The following is a 24,695-nucleotide window of genomic DNA, read 5'->3' as shown; positions in this document are numbered from 1 at the left end:
GCCAATAACTTCAGTGTCCAACGGTTGCGCCCATTAGGTGGTTCCGAGCAGCTCAATGCCACCAGGTGCGCTTCCTGTTCACCATCAAGACGTGGCGCTCTTGAGCGCTTGCGAGGTTCCCTTTCCAGAACTTTATGAAAACCTTTCTCAACCAGTCGTTGCCGGACCCGCTCTATTGTCCGCCTGCCAACATCAAGTGATTTTGCTATTTCTTTGTCATGCAGGCCGCCGTCAAAGCGATTTACATTCGCTTTTAACAAAATTTGTGCCCGTTGCCGTTTGTAAGCAGCAACTTTTCCTGTTCTTACCAATTTGGTGAGTGTTTCGCATTCTTCTTTACTCAAGCGGACAATATATTTCTTGGCAGGCATCAATACACCTCATAAATAAGATTAGATTATCTATATATCTTACTCATTTTTAAGTGTACTTGCATCCGTCAAAATAATGTGGCTGATGTACTAGTTTGTGTTCAAGCTGGTAATCAAATGTGTATACCCAGTCCATCTCCTGACTCAGTACAAGATTACTTTTATGAATTGAGAATCTGCTGCTGGTATAATTTTGCAAACGTATCACCTACATAAGTGATTTGCTCAGTGGTATGTGCTGCATTAACACTACACCGTATTAATGATTTACCTTCTGGGGCGGCGGGTGGCAAAATCAAGTTTACGTAAATATTGTTTTCCAGTAGGCCTTGCCAAATTCGTAATGCCTGTTTTGGGCTGTCAAGTACTGCGGCAATGACGGGACCAGGCTCGGGACCAAGTTTGTAACCAGTTTTCTTTAAATGCGCGTATAATTGTGTACTATTTAGCCATAGTTGTTTGCGTAAGTCTTTCCCTTCCCGCAATAATACTAACGCCGCACGTGCGGATGCAATCGTAGCGGGTGAGGGTGAAGCTGTAAAAATATAAGGATGACTGATATAACGTAATTGATCAAGTTGTGGATGATTGCTAACACAGAACCCACCGATGCTGCATAGGCTCTTACTAAAGGTACCAGTAATAAAATCTACTTCTTTTTGTAATCCAGTTTTCTCTACTAAGCCTTGACCTGTTTCGCCGAGTACCCCTAAGGAGTGTGCTTCGTCGAGCAATAGCGTACAGTTATATCTGTTTTTAAGATTCACAATTTCTGTCAGTGGCGCTTGATCTCCCAGCATGCTGTAAATACCTTCGACGATAATCAACGTGTTTTCAGTGCGCTCGCCTAAACGACGTAAACGTTTCCCCATATCGGCTATATCGTTATGTTTAAAGCGTATGATCTCGGCTCCACTGAGTATACAGCCATCATAGATGCTGGCATGAGAGTCACTGTCGATTAATACGGTATCACCACGACCTACCAATCCGGAGATTGTTCCAAGATTTGCCTGATAACCTGTTGTAAAAACAATTCCTGCGCAGTATCCATAGAAGTCAGCGAATTCCTGCTCCAGAGCGCGGTGCCCGTAGTAGCTGCCATTAGCCATTCTTGATCCAGTTGTTCCTGTTCCCTCCGCATCCAGTGCATCATGCGCTGCCTGAATACACTTAGGAGAAAACGATAAGCCTAGATAATTATTCGTACCAAGCAAAAGTACACGGCGATCTCCAATTCGTGCTTCGGTTGCTGAGTAGACTTCTTCTATGGGGACGCCAAATGCGCCAATACCTTCTGGAAGCATTGCTTTTCTTGCAGCCGCAGCTGCATCGAGTTTCTCGAGTAAATTCATTTATTGATTAGATTTTATTCTTGAAATAAGGCTTGCGAGATCGTGAACTGTTTGGACATCCGCCAGTGCATTGATAGGTATGGAAATATCGAATGTATCTTCAATTTCCATAATTAGGTTCAACAACTTAATAGAGTCAATTGATAGCTCACTGATGATATTGGTCTCGGATGTTATGGTAACTTCAGAATTCGCCAGACTGTTGAGACGGTTACATAATAGCTGCATGATCTCTTCATAGTCACTTTTTGTCATATGTCAAATAAAATTTTGAGGTCGTTGCACTACACTATTCGAGGTAACGATTCATATAAATGTATACTAGGTTGCCAGCCAGGCAATGCGCGAATAAGAGGCTTGTTATCACATACCCAGTCATGATGCTGGAGCTCATTTACTTTCCCAGGTGTCAACATTGGAGAATAACGTAACAAACGTGCCAGCCACAGATTCAACACGGCGATGTTTTGAATCAAAAAATGAGGAATCATTATACATCGAACTGGTCTTTTCCAAACTTCTTGTGCCAAATTTGCCAGAGATTCAAAACTGTAACCATTGGGTGTGCCGTCATCTAATTCAAAAATGCCGTTACACGGTTTTTCAGAATCGAGCCATAATTGAATTGCCCGAATTAGATCATCCACATGTATCAACCCAAACCGATTATTTAATTTCCCCACTACGGGAAGCAGACCATTACGGGTCGCCTTAAACAGCGGTTTGAGTTCTTTATCGCCAGGACCGTAGACGGCAGTGGGCCGAAAAATGGTCCAGGCTAAGCTGGCAGAGTTACTGATTACTTCTTGCTCAGCAAGAATTTTGCTTTTGGAATACCAGGATAACTCTGGCTGTCTGGCAGCTAATGAAGAAATAAGTAGAAAACGAGGGTGGTTGTTATGTTGGATAACAATATCAAGCAGGTTCTTTGTGCCGGTTACATTCGTATGAACGAAATCATCAAAAGAACACCCCCTCACTGCGCCTGCACAATGAATAACTGCTGATGCATCTTGCGTTAGTTCAGCTAATGCAGTGCGATTATTTAAATCTCCATGCACCCATTGTATGGATTTTGTATTATTACGTTTACTTCGAGAAAGCGCTATAATTTGCCAGCCTTCATTGACAAGCTTGCTAATCAACCGATTACCAATAAAACCAGTAGCACCCGTTACTGCTACCAATTTTTGCATATAGGCTAGCGATCTCCGGATTCGGCCACAGACAGTTGCTCTTCCAGGTTCGTGCGCTGAATATATCCTTGGCGGGCCGCAAAACGTGATAATTTGCCAGAAGATGTTCTGGGCAAAGTATGTGGAGGTACCAGTTCTACAACACAGTTAACACCAAAGGCCATATAAACCAGTTGCTGCAGTCGTTTGATCAATGAGTGGCGTTCTGCTGTTGAAATCAGTCGGCACTCGATAACCAATACAATGACTGTTGCACCATCTGCATCATTGATCCCGAATGCTGATGCTTCTCTTGATCTGATTTCAGGTTGTTGTTCTGCTAGTTCTTCAATATCCTGCGCCCGGATATTGCGTCCATTGACAATAATCACATCTGTTCGACGGCCTGTAATATACAAGTCTCCATCATACAGAAAACCAATGTCGCCTGTATCGAGCCAATTATCAGGCTTAAGTGCTTTCCGTGTTTCTTCTGGATTGTTGTAATAACCTGTCATTATGCTTGCACCATGGACAAGAACACTGCCAACCATATTGTCATCCAATTGTTGCCCGGTTTCGTCAACAATCTTAACTGTGTGTCCGGGAAGCGGACGTCCACAATTGACAAATTCATTATATTTTCGGCCTTCAGCGCGTAATGTAGTGGCTATTCTTTTGTCAACGAGCGTTTTGCTGTCAACCTGTATGCTGTGGAATCCTTTACTAATTTTTGAGAAAGTAACTGCAAGTGTTGATTCGGCGAGTCCATAACAAGGTAAAAAAGCACTGTCATCAAAACCCGCTGAAGAAAATTTTTCTGCAAAATTCCTTAAAGTCTCCGGGCGGATCATTTCTGCACCTATACCGGCAGCACGCCAACAACTGAGATCAAGTTCATTCAAATCAGATTCGCGGACGCGCATTGTACACAACTTGAGCCCGAAAGGCTGACTAAAGGCAACTGTGCAGCGATTGCGACTGATAAGCCGCAGCCACTGCAAAGGACGTATAGCAAAATCCCGTGTGGCTAGGTAGTCAACCGAAAGCTGCGTAACCATTGGGGCCAAGACCAAACCGACTAACCCCATGTCATGGTAAAAAGGCAGCCATGATGCAGATCGATCATCAGGCTTAATTTCCAAACCATTACGAACAATGCCTTGCAGGTTACACATGAGAGCACGTTCAGTTATTACAACGCCTCTTGGTGTGCGCGTGCTTCCTGATGTAAACTGCAGATAGGCTACTTCGCTCGGGGCATTGGGCTGCAGCATAACCTCTTTTGCGGGTAATTCCTTAAGTTGTGCAGGTGTTCCCACCCAATGCAAATTTATTAATTCCTTTGTGGCTTCTTCAAGAAAATTGACGTAATCCAGATTGGCAAACGCTATGCTTGCTTGACTACTTTCAAGCATTCCTCTTAATTGCTGTACATAGATTCCGTGACTACCTAAATTAACCGGGACAGGCATTGCAAAAGGAATTAATCCAGCATAACGACATGCAAAAAACAACTCGATGAACTCGGGAGATGTGTCGGCTATTATGGCAACTCGACTACCGCGCGCCAAATTGAAGCCAGCTAATCGTTGAGCAAGTGAGTGTGCGTTATTTCTGAGTAGTTTATAAGGTAAAACTGAATGTAAATGACCCTTCGCGTTATAAAAGTTATATCCTGTTATTCCCTGAGCAGCATACTCTAGCGCATTTGTCAGGGTATCAAACCCCGCCAGTTGCTGCGCAAGTATATTGCGTGTCGGTGTTGGTGTTATTTTTAATTCGCTTGAAGGCTGAAAATCAAACGCTTGCGTTAGCGGAGCGTTCAACTTGGCTATTGTCGAACTCAAGATCTTCCCCTCGAAGTAATATAACTTGTACGTTTCATCTTGCTTTCCATAGCAAGGTATTCTTGATGGTGCGTGTTAACTCTTATTATATGTTGTCTATTGACTTTTTCGCTTACAGGAAAATTCCTATTAATCGCTAACAGCTGACATTTCTACGTAATGTTCAATAAGTGTGTCGTATTTGACCAAAGCGCAGCTTATATAAGGAGGTTTTTTCTGTCAAGGTAATCTTCGTCAGTTGTTGTACTAAAACAACAATTATGTACATGGTTAAATGCAGATAGTCTTAAACGTATATTGAATCCAAAATTAGAAACCGTCTGGTCAAAAACATGTTATTTATCATAGAGTATTGGTTTCAATATAAAGTTATTTGTTAAGATGATGTATGAGAGCGATGTTTCTGATGAAGAATGGGGTTAATCGAGCATTTTTTTGATCCGGCGGATAATCGCGGCGGCGCAGGTGCAAAGCATGCCAAGCGCACTATTGTCAACGCCATTTTCTATCTGAATAAGACCGGAGTGCAGTAGCGACTGTTATCCAGGGAGTTTCCCCCGTGGAAAACGGTTTACGATTGCTATAGCCAATGGAACCGCCGTGGCGTTTGGGAAAAGGTGACGGATCAATTGGATCGGAAGTATCGAGAAAAACGGCATATTGTGGTGGATACGATGGGAAATCTTGTTCAGGTAATTGTGCATGCTGCCAACGTACGATATCAAGGGCGGTTGCGATGTATTAAAGAGCGACGCCGGGTATCGCGGCACAGCTGTTGAATTTGTAGAAAACACGTTACAACGCAGATTGCATATCTCCAAAAAATCAAAAATGCCTTTGCTGTTTTGCCAGTGCTGTGGATTGTTGAACGAACCTTTGCCTGGCTTGGGAATTTCAGGCGCTTGCCCAGGGATTATGAAATCCTCGCCAATTCCGCTGAAAATATGATTCGTATCGCCATGATTCAAATTACAATCGCTAACTGCGTCTAATTTTTAACCAGACAGGTTCTGAGAGTGCATTGGGCGCATTTTATCGACGGCAACGGGCGCGTCTTGGATCTCCCAAAGCGATTAGCGCTACCGCGCATAAATTAGCCCGCATCTCTATAGCATGCTCAAGAATGGAGTAGCGTATGTTGACCAAGGACAGGACTATTACGAAAAGCAATATCGTGATCGTGTCGCCAGAAATCTGAGAAAAAGAGCCGCCTCTCTAGGGTTTGATATTGCTCCAAAAGTTGTGGAAAATGGCATACAGAACATCGCATTATCAACAAGTTAGTTTTAAGCTATTCAAGAGCGAAGCGAAGTTTGGAGAATGTTGTGGATTTATGTGCATTGAATGATAAAGATTGTAAAACAGTTGGTATTTATTAAATGTATCACTTCGAGTTATTGCTATGATTTTAAATGAAGAAAGTAAGACTTAATACAACTAACTGTTTAAAAAGTGCAATCATTTATAACATACTGATGTATCGATGTTGTGTTATGAGTCACATTTTTTTTCATTACCGCTAATATTTTACAACTATCAGGTGAAAAAAATGAATTGGAGTTTGAAAAAAACTTATATTATTGTCGGTATCATCATTATATTGTTGGCTGTAGTAACAATCGGCAGTTCGATCATGAGTTTGTACTATAGCCGATTGTCCGATGAAGCGGCTAATCGCCGTTATCAGTCTTATTTGTTGGCTGACGAATTACGACAAAGCTCTGATGATTTGACGCGTCTTGCACGGACTTACGTCGTTAGTGGTGAGACAAAATGGGAAGATCAATATTTAGAAATTCTGAATATTCGTAACGGAAAGCAAGCGAGACCAAAAAATTATGAGCGTATTTATTGGGATTTTCGTGCTGCCGGTATGGATTCAATACGGTCTGATGGTGAAACTGTCGCACTTTTAGATTTGATGGAACAGATGGGTTTTTCTGAGGCTGAATTGGACAAGCTTGCTGAAGCGCAGGCAAACTCAGATAACTTGGTGCGAACTGAAACCATCGCAATGAATATGGTTAAAGGACTATATGTCGACAGTCAAGGTAATTTTACGCAGACAGCCGAGCCAGATATGGAAAAGGCGCGGGAGATGATGCACGATTTAACTTATCATCAAAACAAAGCCGATATTATGAAATTTATTGATGAGTTTTTTGTCATGCTTGACGAGCGAACTGCACAGGAACTCGCAGCAGTGAAGGCGACCCGCGAGCAGTGGTTGGGCGTGGCGACATTTGCGACAGGTTTGGCGGTAGTATTTGTTCTATTGACATTATTTTTTGTTCAGCATAGAACGTCAAAATTGTTTGTAAAAGTAGGTGCTATCGGTATGCGAATTGCGGATGGTGATTTAAGCCGCCCTGTTGATGCGCCTGATCGTAGTGAAGAAGGTAAACTACTAAAAATGATGAATGACATGCAAACCAAGCTGGCTAATATCATTGGAGCGATACGTGGCAATGCCGATAGCGTGGCGGCAGTCAGTAAGCAAATTGCACACAGTAATCTGGATTTGAGTCAGCGTAACGAACTGCAGGCTAGTGCTTTGGAAGAAATGGCGGCGTCTATGGAAGAATTTAGTTCAAGTCTGGATCAGAATGCCGATAGTGTGCGCAATGTCAGCCAATTAGCGACAAAGGCCAGCAAAATTGCGATCGAAGGCGGCGAAGCCGTCGGTCAAGTTGTTAATACCATGCAGAATATCAGCGAATCGTCACAGAAAATAACAGACATCATCAATGTGATCGATAGTATTGCCTTTCAAACCAACATCTTGGCATTAAATGCCGCTGTTGAAGCGGCGCGTGCCGGTGAACAAGGTCGCGGCTTTGCAGTGGTAGCCAGTGAAGTACGTAATTTGGCGCAGCATAGTGCAGGCGCTGCGAAAGAAATCAAAAGGTTGATTACCGTCAGCGTTGAACGAGTCGAGCAGGGCTCGGTGCAAGTCGATCAGGCGCGTAACACAATGAAAGAAATTGTTAATTCAATCCGTCATGTGTCTGATCTTATGAAAAAAATCGATCATGCCACCAGTGAACAGCAAAGTGGCATTTCGCAAGTAAACCTGGCGATTACACAGATTGATGAATCAACTCAAACAAATTCCGCATTAGTCGAACAGACCGCGGCTGCTGCCGAAAACCTGGAGGATCAGGCTGCTCAGTTGGTTCAAACAATCGCACGCTTTAAATTAAAATGTGAATCGCGTGAGTCTGCTTTGGTTTCAGTATTGCCGGCATCGGAACACTCCAGTACCAGACTTCCAAGCGATGATACTCAACAACGAGCAGCTTAAGTTCTATAGTTCATTCAAGAACCTTCACATGCGCCTTGCTGTAAAAAATTGATTGGCGCATGTGGCGACACAGACGCAATGCCGAGGATATTTGACTTGCAGCTAATCTGATTGTCATTTTTCCATGGTGTTAATAAACGCATTGGCTTCATTGATTGACTCTTCCATGGAGGCGATTAACACGGTGACATCCGATTCAATACTGCCGAGTTCGCTTTTTAACGACGCGATTGCGCGAGCGTTCAGGTTGTGTTTGAGAAACATCACCTGGTCCCTGAAAACGGTCAGTATCGGCTGGATCTTGGCTTCGGCCTTTTTCATTGATGCGATGAGCTGCCGGTAGTGTGTTTTTGTGGTGCTCAGTTTCTCCTGACTGCTGCGTTTCAGATTGACGTTGCTGTACTGGGCGATTTCCTGTTCCCACTCGGCAAATAGTGCCTGCGAGACATCTTCGATATCTTCAATGCGGCTTCTGACCTCTTCAGCTTTACTGACACTGGCTTCGTATTCGTCGTTAAGTTTGGTATAAATTGCTTCCAGGTCGCCGCCACTGAAACGGGTGGCTGCGGTGAACTGGGCAAGGGCTGATTTGAATTGTTCTTTGGTTTCCTCCTGCGTGTCGCGTGCCTGTTCCACCCGGTAAACCATAACGTCCCGTTTGGGGATGCCGATTTTCTCTAGGCCTTCGTAGTACATGGTTGAACAAGCGCCAAACACAAGAAGAAAAATAAATGCGGATAACAGCGTTTTTGAGTTCATGGTTCCCCCCATTGTTCTGTGATTGTTTGGATGATGTAACGCTATTCAGCGTATGGCCCCTTTACGCAGTACCTGCCATATGACCACAAAGCCCCAGATAATCGGGTGCCGCCGTAACCACGGTGTGATTTCAAGTTGTACGCCGGTATGCCGCTGGATTTTCCAGGCGGCATAATCCAGGCAGTCCCTGAACGTCAGTGTAGCTTTTGACAGACGCAAGATTGACAGAACGCGTCCCTGCCAGCGACGCAGCATCCAGTGCCGTAATGCACGTCGGCGTGTATGTGGCGTATTTTGGCACAAATAGGTATCGTTGTCCGGCTGATAGCTGAGCAGGTTGGTTAGCGCAGGGTAGGCGGCCTGCGTCAATTGCTTAAAATCGATAAGGTTCGTGGTTGCCAGATGCCGCGCACGGGTTTCGTTTTCCGGCCGCAATTCGGCGGCGTAGCTGAGCATCAGGCAGCGGGTCCAAAGTGTTTCGACTGTGAAAGCCTTATTTTCCAGTGCGCATACGCCCGATCGCAGAAACGCTAGCACCGAATAGGCAAATGCTTGATATGCTCGTTGCCGGATTGCATCGTCGCGTACATAAAGTAATCGCGATGGCTGCGCAAAACGTGCCCAGATATAAGAATGAAACCAGAATCGGGCACCTTTTTCAAAATCAGCAGTAGAAATCACCGCGTACTTGGCACGCAGTGTTTTTCCCTGATACAAGACTTCAAGATAAAATACATTCGGTGCCAGCCAGGCATTCAGCAGGCCAAGATAACGTTGGGTGTACGCATTTTTATAATTATCGACCAGTACGTAGAGATCGGCAATGCCTTCGTCGAGATTGCCGCTACGCAAGCACGATCCGTACAGAATAATTGCATCGGTAGCCGTTTTGAAACGTTCCAGCAAAGCGTCGGCGAAGACTGCATAGTCAACGGCGACACTGCGAGTGCATTGTGTGGCAACAGTGCTGAGCAGTTTTTCGGGCAGCGGTGAGGTCGATTCGGGATCGGTCATTTTTGGTAAATAGATAATCAGAGTACAAGAAAAGTGACGGGGGCTGTGGCGGTGATACGTAAAGGGGCGCCGCCTGGCGAGTGATATAACTCGCCATCGACGATATATTCGTCATTCATTTGAATCGTTAACTTATGGCTGTTGTGACTGTGGTAGCCGTCCTGCGCCTTGAGTCGCTCAGCTTTACCCTTTAGCAGCGGCCATAAGGAGCGCCAGAGATGTTTATGTTGCTGGTCGACCCATGTGATATGAAGCGGTGCCGGTTCATGGCCCCAGAATGGACGCATGTTTAACAGCAGACAATCGAGTGCGCTGACCAGTGTGAAAAGATAGGTGCCTTGAAATGACTCGCCGTTTTCTTTGAGTATGGACATAGTTACAGGCGCCCATTGTTTGTTTTGGTGGCTGAAAATCAGACCAATCAGCGAACGCAGCATGATCAGGAAGGTGAAAATGCCGCCGGTGATGCCGATTTGTTTGACGCTGCTGCGCGAAAATTTGACGCCGCGCGCAACCAGTCCTGCGGCAAAAAACATGCCGTAGATAGTTTGCCGCCCATTTTGTTCGATGCATAAGGCAGACCGCTGAACCTGCTTAACCGTATTGCAGCCGTCAGCATGTTGTAAATACTGTGCCAGACGTTGCAGAATTTTTTCCGGTTTGCCCCGCATGCCCAGATCAAGAGGCGTCATGTTGGTGGTACCTCCCGGAATTATCATTAAAACAGGCCATCGTGTTACCGGCAGGGTTGTGAACAAATAACTGAGTACGGCATGTGAAGTGCCGTCTCCGGCAACAATGACCAGCAGGCCTATCTTGGCCTGAATCAACGTGTCGGTTGCTGTAATAAATCCAGTCGCGTCGGTTGCTTCGCATAGTATTGCATCCGGTATCTGCTTAAGTGCATTCCGGATGGCCCGTTCGCGCTTACGTACCTGGCCGCTCATCGGGTTTAGCAGCAGGCCAATTTTTTTCGACGTCGCGTTTATTGGAGATTTGGCAGCCATGCAGGAGCTGGTAAGCTGTTAAAACTTGGCGGGTTGCAGGCGTTTGGGGTCGATTGGCGCGCGTGTGAATATTTTTACCGCCAGTATGTTGCGGTCACGTGCAGGATCTATATCCTGCAACCAGGAACGCAGCTTTCCTTGTTGACGCCAGATACGCCATCCTGCGATCAGCCGTCCCAAAAGGATAGCCGTCGACAACAAATGCCAGGCAACAACAAGAAGCAAGCCAACATCCGGCCGTTCGATAATCCATCCATAGGTCAGCAGAATCAAGTTGGGGTTGCGCCGGGCGGTGATCAACCGGTTGAATGAATCCGCCTTGCGCCAGATAAACATGTCGAAAGGCGCGAGCCATAATTGGAAAGCGCCTTCGCACAGGCGGCCGCCAATGTAACCGAAAAACATCAGCCAGATCAATAGATCGAGGTTGCCAATCGGTGTCAGTGTGCCTGCCAGACCAATGCCCCAGGCCAGATACCAGAGCGGCGGGTGAATAATATCGAGCCCATGGTCGAGTACGTCACCGAATTTACTCGACGTTACGGTTACCCTTGCTAATTTGCCGTCAACGGTGTCCAGGAAAGTCATCATCCAGCCCATGATCAGACCGATCGCAAAAAAACCGTACCAGAATGCGATGCCGGCCAACAATGCCAGAACGGCGCTCAGCAGTGTGACATGATTGGGTTTCCAGCCTTTGCGTACGCAAAGATGTGTGCACCAAAAGGCGGGTAGCGGCCACAGCCACTTCGTTACCAGATCGGTAACGCCCTTATAGGAGCCTGAAAACAATTCTTTCTCTAGTCGTTTGCGGTTGTCTTCCGTAATTGGCAGAATATAAGGTGGGTCCTTTTTTTTCAGGTTTTGTTGAAAATCGATGTTGAGTTCGCTGAGTGTATAACGCGGCAACCCTGATAAAATATGCTCCGGCCTTTGGTTTTTTGGTTTTACCAGCACGCCCAGCAAGTGAGACGCCTGGCCGCCAAATGTACGGACGGCAGCGGGTTGATTGTCATGACTGTACAATACCATGGGGTCTTTCAACGCGATTAATGCTGTCAGCACTCTGCTGTCAAATAGATAATGAGCGTTCAGAATAAGCAGGGGAGCGTTGTCTGGTATATCGTCCGTTTTTTCAGTCAATTTTACATTCTTAATTGACTGTATCATGCGTTCAAGTCGTTCGTGGCCATCCAGTCCCCATATGGTAGTTCTGTTTCCACCGATAATAAGGATATAAGTTGTTTTTTGCATAGATTGTGAATTCAATGAATTTTTGTTTTATAGCAAACGGTCTCAGCAGCATACCCGGTGCTCAACAGGTGGGATTATCCGACGAGCCGTCTGATTTGCTTTGTTTCAGCCTATTATAACAACAGGTATTTAAAAAACTCTTCGCAGCCACAAAATTGCCAGCATAATTAATAGCACACTGGGTGCAAGCGCCGCGAAAGCGGGCTTCAGATGCAGTAATAGACCGGCGTTGGCAAAAATCTGATCAAGCAGGTAAACTGCAACACCAATCAATGCGGCCAGTACCAGTTTATTGGCCAGGCCTGAGCGAATTGAACCAAATATAAACGGAATGGACAGCAGCAGCATGGCAATTGTCAGTAAAGCACTGCCTGCTTTACGCCATAGAGCAAGCGCATACGAATCCGCATCCTGACCGGTGCTGCGCAGAAAGTCTACATGCCGTACAAGTTCAATGGGGGAGAGGCTTTCCGGCGGCTTGGTAAGTGTCGCAATATCTTCGGGCTTCAAGAATGATTGCCAGCTCAGTGTTTCGGCGCGGCTCAACAGAATCTGTGATCCGGTGAATTTTCTGATGACGACATTGGTCAGAATCCAGGCTTTATTACTGTGTATTTCAGCAAATTCAGCATGGATATGCGCCTGCAAAAGATTCGCCTGATCAAAATTCAGGATTTCAACATCCGCGGCTTTTTTAGCGTGCAACATCTGCCCAATACGCAGAATATTCCGCTCGTTACGCGTCCATATCCCTAGGCCTTTGCCGAGTTCAGCGGTTTGATTCAATGCTACGGCACGGTTGGAAATAGCTTTTTGTTGCAGTTGCGGTGCGACAAACTGTTCAAGTCCGGCGATAAATACTGTCAGGGCAATACCTACAGCAAGCGGCGCCATGCTGATTTGCAGCGGTGAAATTCCGACGCTGCGCATGGCAATGAGTTCGGAATTCACCGCCAGTGCGCCCAGTGCCGCAACCGTTCCCAATAACGCGATAAACGGTGCAATTTGAATAAACCGGCGTGGCAGTAGCATTGAGGTATACATGAATGCATCAATGGTACGGTATGTGCCTTTGCCGACATCGTCTAGCTGATCCAGCAGGTCAAAGAAGCTGAACAAGGGCAGTAAAACGGCTGTGGCGATTATCAGACCAATGAATACCTGAAAAGTAATATAGCGAAAAATAAGCATTAACGGAGTGATAACAATTTCTGACCGGGCTTTAATGCATACAAAAGCAGCAGTATGCACATGCCAGCATAAAGCCACCAAATTCCCGGCGTTGTGCCAATTACGTTTTGTTCAACCCAGTTTTTCGCCAGGCCACTTAAATTGTAATATACGGCAAACACAATAGCCGCAAGTAAATAGGTTTTGGTTGCCTTATCCTGCCGCGGTGCAGTTTGAATAAACGCTACTGCAATTAGCGCCATTAAAATAGTGGAAAGCGGTCGAGACAAACGCCATTGTAATTCGGCAATTTCCCAGGGTTCCTCGGATTTCCAGAGTGTTCTGGTCGGCGTAGCTTTACGGCGGTGTCGCAATGCCAGTTCACTGTCTATAAAATATGTCAGTTTTTCAAATTCAATTGTGTCATCCCGGGACACGTCATGGGTCAATTGATAAATATAGCCGTCATTTAATTGTATGTTAGGTCGTTCCGACTGTGTGGCGGGTTGTATTTGCGTGGCTTTTTTGGCAATAATGATTTCACGCGCATCGGGTGTGTTGATATAGTGAAATATTTGGTTCATTGATTTGCTGGCTTCATCTTTACTATGAACATAGACGACTCTGCCGCTGCGATCGCTGCCGTAAAAACGCCCTGCCTGAAAACGGTTGGTGTTGAGTTCCGCTTCTGCCTGTGCATCCAGTAAATAGCTTTCAGCATAGGCCCAGGGGCGGACATATGATGAGAGAAGGCCACTGATAATGCCGATTGGAACCGCTACCATCAGTACGATATAAACGATGCGCTTGCCGCTGATGCCGCTGGAATGCAGCACGTTTAATTCCTGGTCTTTATGCAGTCTGCCCAGGCCGCTGATGATCGCAACATACAACGCTACCGGAATCAATACTTCCAGCGCGATCAGCGTCTTGAGCATTACCAGCATTAGGAGTGCGCCGAGTCCCAGTATTTCAGTGACAGAACCGGCCAGAAAGCGTGCGCTGCTAAAACTTGCAAATAAGCCGACGAGAATCAGAATGACGACAAAAAATGGAACCGCCACTTCCCGTATGATATGTCGCTCGATTATTTTCATGCAGCAATCCTATCAGAAATCGAGTGAGACCTCATTGCGATAAAACCATGAAGACAGATCAGGGCATTTTGTTGCGTCTGTAAAATGGGATGGCGGTTTTGTTGAGTATGGATTCGGCCTGTAATAAATCCTCAACGTTATCGACATCGATACCCGCGCGAGCATCCTGCAGCATGATGGGTTTGACACATACGCCTGATTTGTCGGCTAAGGTATTCAATGCCTGATCCAGGGAAAGGCGTCTGAATAAATAGGACAGGATAATGCCGGGCCCTACAAAGTGTGCGATCAAACGCCAGGGATGTTTGCGCAGGTTTTCTACGGAGCGCCAGAACGCGGCAAGTTTGCGTCCGTGTGGTTTAAACGTGAACAAATTACAGCCACATACACTACCATCACGCAAACGAAAGAATGTACGTTTATTTTCGGGGAATGCTGCGGTCATCTGTGTTTGTTTGACCAAGCCGACTGTCGCATCGCTATCGACTTTAAGTGACTCCGTCAAGAAATACTGAACAATTTGAGGGGTAAGCAATGCATGGTCGGCAGTTGTCAGCAGCACCGGGATGTTGGCTGGCAAATGTTCGAACCCATATTCTGCGCTGCGGCTTGGCGATTCTTTATTGGGCAGCCAGGTGACTTCGCCCGATTTTATTCGTGCCTTCAAGAGAGAACAGTGATCCAGTCTGGATTTGGGTGGCCCGCATAAAACGGTAGTTTCAATCAGGTTGCTGGCGGCGAGTGCGTCCAGTACACGGATTATCATCGGTTCGCCGCCGACGGGTGCGAAAGCTTTGCAAGCCGCGCCCGTATACCGGGTGATTGGATCATCCGCCGTTCGGTCAGCTGCGAGTACCAGCGCGGCAAATTTCTGTTGTACAGGGTTGTGTAGATTAGTCACAGTGTTTTTTTGTATATGCGGTAACGTTTATACTCCGTGCTGCCAATATTTTTCAGGATGCTGCGCATCGACTTGTTGTCTTCCAGTATCCAGGACAGTTCAACTTCACGTATACCGTGTGCAATGCCGATCTTTCTGGGCGCTTCAATAACGGTGCAGGCAAGTGCCATTCCCAGCGTGGTATTATGATACTGTCTGCGTACGCCCATAAGGGGTATGCGCGCCGTTCTGATTTCATGTCGTTTGAGCTTTTTGATCAGCTTCAGCCAGCCAAGCGGGAACAAGCGCCCGTTGAGTTCCGCAAGTACTTCATTCAGGTTGGGTAAAGCGGCCATAAATGCGGCAGGCCGGCCGCCGACTTCCGCAATCTGAATATACTCGTCGGAAACCAGGTATTTGAGACTGTTACCCAGGTCGGCGAACTCTGCCTCGGTAAACGGCACAAATCCCCAGTTTTCAGCCCATGCATCGTTAAAAATATCCCGCAGCACCTCCATTTCAGCGGCAAGCTGTTTGCGGTTTAAGGATCTGACTCGAATTTGACCGGCATGGCGTTTGATTAATTGCCGCATGACCGAAGGCGGATCAAAATCGACCGCTATCTTGTAAGCCAGTAAATCTTTGGCATGGAAATAACCATATGATTCAAGCAGCTGTGGATACCAGCGCGCGGTATGCGGCATCATCACGGATGGCGGCGTATCATAACCATTTACCAGAATACCGCATTCCTGGTTGATTGATAAATTGAACGGCCCTGTTACATGGCGTGTGTGCCGTGCAGCCAGCCAGGTTTCTGCATGCAGCATGAGCGCTGTAAAGACATCGTTATCGTTAACACATTCAAGCAGCCCGAAATGCCCGGTGTCGCCGCCATAGCGCTGCCGATGCAGCGTATCGATCTGCGCGCTGATTCTGCCTGCCGGACGATGATGCTGATAAGCAACCCAGGCTTGCCATTCGCCATGTTGCAGAAAAGGATTGTGTTTGGAAAAGTGAAAGCGTCGCTCCAGACGCAAAGGCGGTACCCACGCCGGATCGTCGGTATAAATCAGCCAGGGTGTATTGATAAAATCACCCATATCCCGATATGACATAACCGGGCGCACTGTCAATGCGTCAGAAGCAGACTGTTTTGCGGGCTGACTCATACGCTTTTTTGGTTTTTTAATTGTTGATTATTTTTTCAGGTTTCAGGCATATTATGAAGAATATTTACCGGAGGCAATTATTTTCAGAAAAAACTTGTTATATCGTGAGGTTTCTTTACGGGCAAGCTTTGCGGTAAACCAGTTGTGAACGCAGTTCCGAATTATGTGGTTTTTGTTGCGGGCGGTGTTTCCTCCGGTGCGTTATCTGACTGATGCTTATGCGCAGAATCAACCGATTGTCCGTGTAAATCAGCATCCGCCTGATCGGCATTGTCTTTTTTCGGAGGATTATCTTGCGAATCTTCGGTTTTGCTGGTGGGCTTGACATCAAACCAGCGGTAAAGTGTGGGCAATACAACCAGAGTCAGCAATGTGGATGTGATTAGCCCGCCGATCACGACAATCGCCAATGGGCGCTGTACTTCGGAACCTGGTCCGGTAGCAAACAAAAAGGGCACCAGTCCCAGCATGGCGACAGTTGCGGTCATCAATACCGGACGAAAACGTTGTTCGCAGCCACGGACTATCGAGTCAGGTATACTGGCACCTTGTTCTCTTTGTTCGCGGATAAACGAGATCAGTACAACGCCATTTAATACGGCAATTCCCCATAATGCGATAAAGCCGACCGATGCGGGTACCGATAAATATTCTCCGGAAATGAACAGACCCGTGATTCCACCGATTGAAGCAAAGGGAAGCACCAAAATAATCAACGAAGCTAATTTGACGGAGTTAAACAGCATAAATAACAGGAAGAAAATGGCTGCGATTGTTAACGGTACGATTATGGAAAGTGTCGCCATTGCGCGTTCCATATTTTCAAATTGGCCGCCCCACTCAAAATAATACCCTTCAGGCAGCTCCATTTCTTCCGCTACCCGTTGCTGTATTTCTTCGACAAACCCCCCCATGTCCCGCTCATGGACATTGGCGCCAACAACAACACGGCGTTTGGAAAATTCGCGGTTAATTTGAGCCGGACCGTCAACGACCTGGATGTCGGCGACAGATTCTAAGGGAATCAGCGCGCCGCCTGGAGCCATGCCACCATTGCCGGGCAGTTTTTCCGGTGTGCGCAATAGCAAATCCCGGATGGCATCGACATTGTCACGAAAATCCAATGGCAGACGCATAACAAGTGCAAAACGGCGCTCGTTCTCGAAAATGGTCGAGACCTCTTTGCTGCCTACGGTTCTGATCAAATCGTTGACGTCTTCAACGTTGATGCCATATCGCGCGATGGCGTCGCGGTTAATATCGATCACCAGAGACTGCTGCCCCGATAACGGTTGTACCCGGATGTCTCTTGCGCCTCTGACAGTTCTCATAATCCGCGCCAGTTGCTCGGATAGTTGCCGCAATTGCTCCAGATCGTTACCAAAAATTTTCACAGCGACCTGCGAGCGCACCCCGGTAATCATTTCATCGACACGTTGCGCAATCGGTTGAGAAACGACAATACTGACGCCGGGCAATGTTGACAATACTTCACGAACGTCTTCGTCCACCTCGTCCTGCGTGCGTCCCGATTCAGGATCCAGCGTAATAATCGGGTCTGACTCGTGCGGTCCTGCCGGGTCGGATGGTTCTTTGCCGCGACCGAGTCTGGAAACTGCGCTCTCGACGCCCGGTACAGTGGCGATACGCTTCATTGCCTCTATTTCTATTTTTATAGAGTTCTCCAGTGAAATAGAAGGTGCGCGAATAATTACAGGTGTCAGTGCACCTTCTTTTAAAATCGGGATGAACGAAGTTCCTAAAAACGGAAACAACATGAAGGAAGATACCAGCAAACCAATTGCGACGAGGATAGTGGTTTTTTCGTGCGTCAGCGCCTTGTCCAATAAATTCTGATACCGTTTTTTGAGAAATGCGATAACCGGCGTGTCGTGATTAGCGCCGCCCTTGAGGCCATAAGCGCAAAGTACGGGCGATAACGTTAGCGAAATAATTAATGAAACCGCTAATGCAATGGCAATAGTATATGCCAGCGGGCTGAAAGTTTTGCCCTCCATACCCTCCAGTGTCATCAATGGCAGGAACACCAGTATAATAATGCAGATGCCGAAAATCAGAGGTACGCCGATTTCAACTACGGCATCACGAATGACCTGCAATCTTTCTTTTAAGGAACTGCCGGCATGCCCCAAGCGGTGAAAGACATTTTCAACCACGACGACGGTTGTATCGACAATGAGGCCGATGGCAATTGCCAGTCCTCCAAGTGACATCAGGTTGGCCGAAATACCCTGATGATTCATTACCATGAAGGTGATAAGCGGTGCGATAATCAATGTGGCCACAACAATCAGGCTGGAGCGCACATCGCCCAGGAAAATAAACAAGACAATAACGACCAGAATAATACCTTCGATCAGAACCTTGGTTACCGTCCACAATGCGGCGTCGACCAAATCCGAACGATCATAGAATGGAACAATTTGCAGGCCGCCGGATAAAAGCCCGCTTTCATTAATTTCAGAGACTTTCTCCTGAACTCTCGCTACAATTTCCTTGGCGTTACCACCCATCAACATCATGACAATACCGCCGGTTGATTCCGTATAACCGCCTTTAATCAATGCGCCCTGACGTACTCGACCGCCAAATTCCACCTCAGCGACATCGCGGACAAATACCGGGATGCCATCGATTTCCTTGAGCACAATGTTCCTGATGTCATTAAGGGTTGAAATCAGTCCATTCGTTCGGATCAGATATTGTTCGGCGTGCAATTCAAGGATGTTGCCGCTGGCATTTGCATTATTGCTAGCCAGTGCACTGTCAACATCCGACAGGGTCAGGTCGTAATGACGCAATCTTTCTGGATTGACCAGCACTTGGTATTGCTTTTCGTGACCGCCTAATGAATTTATTCCGGCAACTCCGGGAATTGAACGTAACATGGGCTGGACAACCCAGTCCTGGATTGTGCGGCGCTCCATCAATTCTTCCACGGTTAATTCACGTGTGCCGTCATCGGGGTGATCGAGTGTGTATTGATATATTTCACCTAATCCTGTAGTTACAGGACCCAGTTCGGCTACTACCCCCTCGGGTAACTGCTCAACGACGCCAATGTAACGCTCCATGACGAGCTGCCGGGCAAAATAGACATCCGTGTCATCGGTAAAAACGAGCGTAATAATGGTTAAGCCACTTTTGTTCAGGGAGCGCATCTCAACCAGGCCGGGCAGACCTGTCATGGCTATTTCCACGGGTATTGTTACCAAGCGTTCGATTTCCTCCGCGCTGCGGCCTTCAACGCGTGCAGCCACTATAACCTGAACGTTGGTGACATCGGGAAAAGCATCGACTGAAAGTTTCGTGGCAGCCCGTAAACCAAAAGCGACCAGAATAAGTGCAATAATTACGACAAGAAGCCGCTGTCTGAGCATGACCTGTACAATGGATGACAACATGATTATTCCTTTCTATCGAGCTTGCGTTCGCTATCTATAAGGAAAGCGCCATCGACTACTATATGTTGCCCGATTGAGAGTCCCGATATAACAGGGCGCAAATTGCCAATCTCTGGCCCTAATTCGACCGGTACGCGTAAAAAGGTATAATTACCTCTGTTTAGATAAACATAATCTTTATTCAGTTCACGCACGACTGCTGACTCAGGTATCACAAGCTGTTCTTGCGGGGTTTCTATGATACGCATGGATGCGAGCATTGCAGGTTTAAGTTTGCGGTTCTGATTCGCAACGACAGTTCTTACCATGACTGTTCTTGTTTGGGGATTGACCGTATCGGAAACATATATTATCAGGGCGTCTAATACGATGTTTCCAAGTGCAGGCACCTGAATTTCAACATGCTGACCGGGCATTACATTACTGGCAATATGTTCCGGTACGTCACCAACCGCCCATACGGTCGATAAATCAGCAACTTTGAAAAGCTGGTCAGACGGCTGTACCACTTGCCCGGCTACTACGTTACGTTCAATAATTGTGCCGTTTTGTGGAGACGAAATGCCGACAGAGGGAAGTATTTGCCCGCGTCTGACCAGGTCATTGACAGCGTTTTCATAAACGCCCAGTAAGCGCAGCTGGTCTTTTGCCGCGCTGAGTTCTGCGCGTGATACCTGGAGTTCTGCTTCTCTGCGCTGCAATTCGGCTTTACCGATAACATCGGCATCGAGCAGTAACTTTGCGCGCTTTGCTGCGCGCTCATTTAAAACCGTCATGGAGTGGGCGCGAAGATACGCCAGTTGGGCGGTGGTTAACTCAGGACTGGAAATCTTGGCAAGCGTGGTGCCGGCATCTACGTTATCGCCTAATTCAACGTTTACCTCGACAATACGTCCCGTGACGTTGGAACCTACGCGTATTAATTGCTGCTCATTGACCTTGATCTGGCTGGGTACCTGAATTTTATCCGCAAGGCTGGTCAGCTTGAGTGTTTCAGTTTTAATCCCTTCTGCCATCGCTTCGCTGAGCGTGATAATATTTGGATTGTCAGGTTCTTTCGCATCTGGCAGTTCGACAGACGCATTGTTATCATTGTCAGTGGCGGTTTCGCTGTTGCTGCAAGCAATGGTAAGAAACAGAATGGGCAGGAAACAGATTGTTAAGCGGGTTGGGAATTTCATTCGATGATGTGCTCCTTGGAATAATGGGCGCGCAGCCGGTCTATTTCTGCTGCAGCAGACTGCAATTCAAAGCGGGCTTGTAATAAATCACCGAGCACACCACGCAGCACACGCTGGGTATCCAGTACTTCGATAAAACCGCGTTCACCCAGGCGGTAAGCTGTCTGCGCAATTTCCAACGCCAGTTGTGCTTCGGTAACGATGCCGCCTTCAAACATTTCAACCCTGCGTCGGGCGATTTCCTTAGCTTGCCAGGCAGATTCAAGTTGCTGGCCTATTTCAAAGCGCCGGTAGTCCAGTGTGTCGCGAATGCGTGCCGAATCAAAAATGGCATTGTCAATTTCACCGCGGCGGCGATAAAACAATGGGATTTCAAGGCTGACACCAGCCGTGTTGGACATGAACTGGCGGTCTTGATAATTGGTAAACAGTATGTTCATGGAGGGCAAAACGGACGCTTTCTGCTGATTAATGCGAAGGTCGGCACTGTCTTGTTCGGCTTCCAGACGCTGAATATCTGGATTGGCTCGAACTATTTCCTCGCGTAACTGCTGTAGTGGTGGGAATTCTACTGGGTCGCTCAGTGACGCGTCGATTTTAAAGTCGTTACCCAGCGCGCCGGCGGTCAGTTGTACCAATGCAACCCGTGCGCGTTGCGCATTCAGCATTGCGGCTTCCATGCGGTTTTCTGCACTGAGTACTTCGGTTTCAGCTCTGATAAGTTCAAAACGGGCGGTTTCGCCAACATCGACACTGACTTTGATGCGGCGGTAAATCTCTTTCATCAGATCATAAATGCTCGTTTCCATTTGCGCCTCTTCCTGACGTAACAATAATTCATAGGCGCGAATGCGTAATTGAGCGGCCAGGTCGGCGCGCACCTGACCAAGGGAAGCCTGCCTCGCTTCGACAAGCGCTTCGGCTGAACCGATGCGGGCAGAGCGCAGGAAAGGATTTTCGATCGGTTGGCTGACTTTGACTTCATGTTGGTTATTAGACGGACCGGTGACTGAAGCTGGCAACCGTTTACTTTGAGGGCCTGCTTCAACACTGACTCTGGGATTCGGAAAAGCGCGGGCGCTAATGACGTCCGCTTCTGCCATTTCAACTTGTGAGCGCGCAGCCTGCACCAGGCCATTTGCGCGTAAACCCAGACTCTGCAGTTCGTTGATGGTCAGACTGGTAAATTGCTGGGCCGATAAAGGTGTTGCGAGAGAAAATAAAATAAGACTGTATAGAAAGTAGTGCAATAAAAAGGTCTGCATGGTCTGCATTAGGCCTTTACGATAAGTGAGAATGATTAAAACATCGTTAACAAAGCGACTGGAAGCGATAGCGCAGTTTTAAGACTCCATCATTACATGGTTTTGGGACGTTAATTATTTTGTTATTGTTAACTACATGATATCGCAAAATCAGAATTCATCAATGTGCAATTAGTATCATTTTTATTTATTTGTTCCCAAAAATAACATGTTGTTGTCTGCATGCATTCAGATGAAGGCTTTGTTACCGATGCCGATGGTATTTGAAAAAACCTGAATGGTACCTGAACGGGCCGGGTATGCGAATTGAAAGCGAATAAACAAATTGAGCTGGAACACAACCGCGTTCCGAATCATGTTTCGCTATTTGTTGTCGTCAATAATGCTATTGATGTCCTTGGGTACAACATCGTATTGATCGAGCAAGCAATGATGCAGCAGCAGTGGAAATATCGGATAAGGTTGCTTCATAGCCGTTGAGCCGAAATGTCCTTCGCCAGTTATTACAACGAGGGTGCCCCCCAGAGTTTGTCGCATGAAATCCCCTTGTTCATAGCCACAGCTCCAAGGATCATTATCGGAATGAAAAAAAGTCAACTTGTCGCAATTTGTTTTGATTGTGTTCACGCAGAATCCTGCAGGGTATGCTAAATCATACAGCTGTTTGTCAAACAACGGCTTAATAAACCCAGCGACAGAAATAGCGTGCCTTACAGTGTATTCGTTACGGGACAGTAGCCTTAGAACCAGCGACCCGCCTGCGGAATGCCCGATCATCAGATCATAGTTGCGGCAGGAAGATCGTGTGGTTACTTCGTCAACCCACGTATCCAGGTCATCAAAACCGGCGCATTCGGATAATGAAGGTGTCCATACGTTATACATGCGCTTTTCCAATTCGGTTTTTAGCCATGGGATCCAGTAACTTTTTTTCGAACCGCCGAGCCCGTGAAAAATTGCAGCCGTTTTTTTCATAATTTTTATTTATTGCTGGGGTGTCGTCAACAGACAGATAGCAAACGCTATTGTTATGATAATTAATAGTTCTGTTATTTAGATTGGCAGATTACACCATTTGGCATCGGCGTGTGAACACTAAATCATGATCCAAAGTGATAATCAAATTGTTGAAACTATTTGTCATTGAGATGCCAGGCTGTAGCTTACCTGAAATTTTGTTATATTTAACGCAGGTCAGTTTATGAAAAATCAAGAGCAAGCTATAATAAAAATTTTCCAAATAAATTCATGAGACGCCTTTTATTTCCGCTGCTTTTTCTGGTTTTGTCGATGTTGGCAATATTTCCTGCTGCAGTTGTCGCTGATCAACCCGAGATAGCGATAGCAGCCAAAGCCTATATGCTGACGGACTATCAATCCGGTCAGGTATTGGCCAGCCAGAACCCGCATGAACGTGTTGAGCCAGCATCGCTAACCAAACTGATGACGGCTTATATTGTTTTTACGGCGCTTAAGCAGAACCGCATTCAGCTCGATCAAGTGGTGCCTGTTTCTGACAAAGCCTGGCGCATGATCGGGTCACGTATGTTTATCGAACCAAACAAAACGGTTACGGTCAATGAATTGATCCACGGTATGATCGTTCAGTCCGGAAACGATGCTTGTATTGCATTAGCTGAGGCGATCGCGGGATCCGAGGAAATATTTGTACAAATGATGAATCAGGAAGCGCAGCGCCTGGGCATGAAAAATACACATTTTGTAAATACGACAGGCTTGCCGCATCCAGACCATTATACGTCCGTACATGACCTGACTTTGCTGGCGGCGGCAATCATACGCGATTTCCCCGATTTTTATCCATTGTATTCTCTGAAGGAATACACCTACAATAATATTGCGCAACCTAACCGAAACCGTCTGCTGTGGCTGGACCCGCATGTGGACGGAATGAAAACTGGTTGGACAAAATCTGCGGGTTACTGCCTGATTACGTCGGCAAAGCGCGATAAAAGACGCCTAATTTCGGTTGTGATGGGAACGGCGTCCGCGAACGCGCGCAGTATGGAAAGCCAGCGATTGCTGAACTATGGTTTTCAGTTTTACGACACGGTGCATTTATACAAAACAGGTGAAGTGCTGACATCAATTGAATTGTGGAAAGGTTCCCAGGATGTACTCAAGGCCGGTTTCAGCAGCGACGTATATTTTTCCATACCTAAAGGCCAGGCAGACAATCTCAAAGCCACAATGGAATACAAACAGCCATTGATTGCACCAGTAAGCGCAGGACAGGTGGTGGGCACCGTAAAATTCACTTTAAATAGTGAATTGGTGGAGAGCTATCCATTGGTTGCGCTGGAAGATGTGGAATTAGGAAATTTTATCGGCCGCGCCTGGGACAGTTTTATGCTGCTGTTTAATTAACTGCTGACTTGATGTACTTTCAGCTTAG

20 protein-coding genes are annotated in these 24,695 nt (G+C 46.7%); 3 read left to right on the top strand and 17 right to left on the bottom strand.

The annotated features are described in order from the left end of the window. The 5 genes from BMY60_RS03765 to BMY60_RS03745 all read right to left on the bottom strand — a co-directional run. The coding region (locus BMY60_RS03765) for a helix-turn-helix domain-containing protein (protein WP_143057345.1) at positions 1-371 on the bottom strand (371 nt) is incomplete at its 3' end. Positions 372-532: 161 nt separating this feature from the next. Then, entirely contained in the window at positions 533-1,726 is a 1,194-nt protein-coding gene (locus tag BMY60_RS03760; RefSeq protein ID WP_090331315.1) for a serine palmitoyltransferase, read from the bottom strand. Beyond that, entirely contained in the window at positions 1,727-1,954 is a 228-nt protein-coding gene (locus tag BMY60_RS03755) for an acyl carrier protein (protein ID WP_256250668.1), read from the bottom strand. A 56-nt stretch (positions 1,955-2,010) separates the two neighbouring features. Next, complete coding sequence (locus tag BMY60_RS03750; protein WP_090331311.1) at positions 2,011-2,922, bottom strand: NAD-dependent epimerase/dehydratase family protein; 912 nt, start codon at positions 2,920-2,922, stop codon at positions 2,011-2,013. Positions 2,923-2,927: 5 nt separating this feature from the next. Further along, positions 2,928-4,751 (bottom strand): fatty acyl-AMP ligase, encoded by a 1,824-nt coding sequence (locus BMY60_RS03745; protein ID WP_090331310.1) that lies wholly within the window; start codon positions 4,749-4,751, stop codon positions 2,928-2,930. A gap of 779 nt (positions 4,752-5,530) precedes the next feature. Between BMY60_RS03745 and BMY60_RS16580 the strand changes: the two genes are divergently transcribed. Both BMY60_RS16580 and BMY60_RS03735 read left to right on the top strand, forming a co-directional pair. Further along, positions 5,531-5,743, top strand: a complete 213-nt coding sequence (locus tag BMY60_RS16580) for a transposase (RefSeq protein ID WP_371264184.1) — start codon at positions 5,531-5,533, stop codon at positions 5,741-5,743. 557 nt (positions 5,744-6,300) lie between these two features. Continuing rightward, the gene (locus BMY60_RS03735; protein ID WP_090331335.1) at positions 6,301-8,055 is read left to right on the top strand and encodes a methyl-accepting chemotaxis protein; all 1,755 of its coding nucleotides are present in this window, start codon (positions 6,301-6,303) and stop codon (positions 8,053-8,055) included. A gap of 114 nt (positions 8,056-8,169) precedes the next feature. Here the strand turns inward: BMY60_RS03735 and BMY60_RS03730 are convergent, their stop codons facing one another. From BMY60_RS03730 to BMY60_RS03675, 12 genes are all read right to left on the bottom strand, one after another. After that, on the bottom strand, positions 8,170-8,814 hold the full coding sequence (locus BMY60_RS03730; RefSeq protein ID WP_090331308.1) for a DUF2959 domain-containing protein: 645 nt from the start codon (positions 8,812-8,814) through the stop codon (positions 8,170-8,172). A 45-nt stretch (positions 8,815-8,859) separates the two neighbouring features. Continuing rightward, positions 8,860-9,828 (bottom strand): hypothetical protein, encoded by a 969-nt coding sequence (locus BMY60_RS03725; protein ID WP_090331307.1) that lies wholly within the window; start codon positions 9,826-9,828, stop codon positions 8,860-8,862. Between the two features lie 17 nt (positions 9,829-9,845). After that, on the bottom strand, positions 9,846-10,835 hold the full coding sequence (locus BMY60_RS03720) for a diacylglycerol/lipid kinase family protein (protein WP_090331305.1): 990 nt from the start codon (positions 10,833-10,835) through the stop codon (positions 9,846-9,848). Between the two features lie 18 nt (positions 10,836-10,853). After that, on the bottom strand, positions 10,854-12,089 hold the full coding sequence (locus BMY60_RS03715) for a CDP-alcohol phosphatidyltransferase family protein (RefSeq protein WP_090331304.1): 1,236 nt from the start codon (positions 12,087-12,089) through the stop codon (positions 10,854-10,856). Positions 12,090-12,218: 129 nt separating this feature from the next. Next, complete coding sequence (gene lptG, locus BMY60_RS03710; protein ID WP_090331303.1) at positions 12,219-13,280, bottom strand: LPS export ABC transporter permease LptG; 1,062 nt, start codon at positions 13,278-13,280, stop codon at positions 12,219-12,221. Next, positions 13,280-14,356, bottom strand: a complete 1,077-nt coding sequence (lptF, locus tag BMY60_RS03705; RefSeq protein ID WP_090331302.1) for an LPS export ABC transporter permease LptF — start codon at positions 14,354-14,356, stop codon at positions 13,280-13,282. Before lptF ends, lptG begins: the two co-directional genes overlap by 1 nt. A 58-nt stretch (positions 14,357-14,414) precedes the next feature. Further along, on the bottom strand, positions 14,415-15,257 hold the full coding sequence (locus BMY60_RS03700; protein WP_090331300.1) for a nucleotidyltransferase family protein: 843 nt from the start codon (positions 15,255-15,257) through the stop codon (positions 14,415-14,417). Then, positions 15,254-16,408 (bottom strand): N-acetyltransferase, encoded by a 1,155-nt coding sequence (locus BMY60_RS03695; RefSeq protein WP_256250665.1) that lies wholly within the window; start codon positions 16,406-16,408, stop codon positions 15,254-15,256. The genes BMY60_RS03700 and BMY60_RS03695 overlap by 4 nt, the downstream gene beginning before the upstream one ends. A 161-nt stretch (positions 16,409-16,569) precedes the next feature. Further along, the gene (locus BMY60_RS03690; RefSeq protein ID WP_090331299.1) at positions 16,570-19,833 is read right to left on the bottom strand and encodes an efflux RND transporter permease subunit; all 3,264 of its coding nucleotides are present in this window, start codon (positions 19,831-19,833) and stop codon (positions 16,570-16,572) included. A gap of 2 nt (positions 19,834-19,835) precedes the next feature. Next, entirely contained in the window at positions 19,836-21,014 is a 1,179-nt protein-coding gene (locus tag BMY60_RS03685; RefSeq protein WP_090331297.1) for an efflux RND transporter periplasmic adaptor subunit, read from the bottom strand. Continuing rightward, entirely contained in the window at positions 21,011-22,288 is a 1,278-nt protein-coding gene (locus BMY60_RS03680; RefSeq protein WP_371264183.1) for a TolC family protein, read from the bottom strand. The genes BMY60_RS03685 and BMY60_RS03680 overlap by 4 nt, the downstream gene beginning before the upstream one ends. Before the next feature lie 354 nt (positions 22,289-22,642). Continuing rightward, complete coding sequence (locus BMY60_RS03675) at positions 22,643-23,254, bottom strand: RBBP9/YdeN family alpha/beta hydrolase (protein ID WP_090331294.1); 612 nt, start codon at positions 23,252-23,254, stop codon at positions 22,643-22,645. Positions 23,255-23,527: 273 nt separating this feature from the next. On the opposite strand from BMY60_RS03675, the gene BMY60_RS03670 reads away from it, so the two are divergent. Continuing rightward, on the top strand, positions 23,528-24,667 hold the full coding sequence (locus tag BMY60_RS03670) for a D-alanyl-D-alanine carboxypeptidase family protein (protein WP_090331293.1): 1,140 nt from the start codon (positions 23,528-23,530) through the stop codon (positions 24,665-24,667). Positions 24,668-24,695 lie beyond the last annotated feature (28 nt).

The organism is Nitrosomonas sp. Nm51 (assembly GCF_900111165.1).
Taxonomy (GTDB): domain Bacteria; phylum Pseudomonadota; class Gammaproteobacteria; order Burkholderiales; family Nitrosomonadaceae; genus Nitrosomonas.
This window is presented reverse-complemented; position numbering and strand designations above follow the sequence as displayed.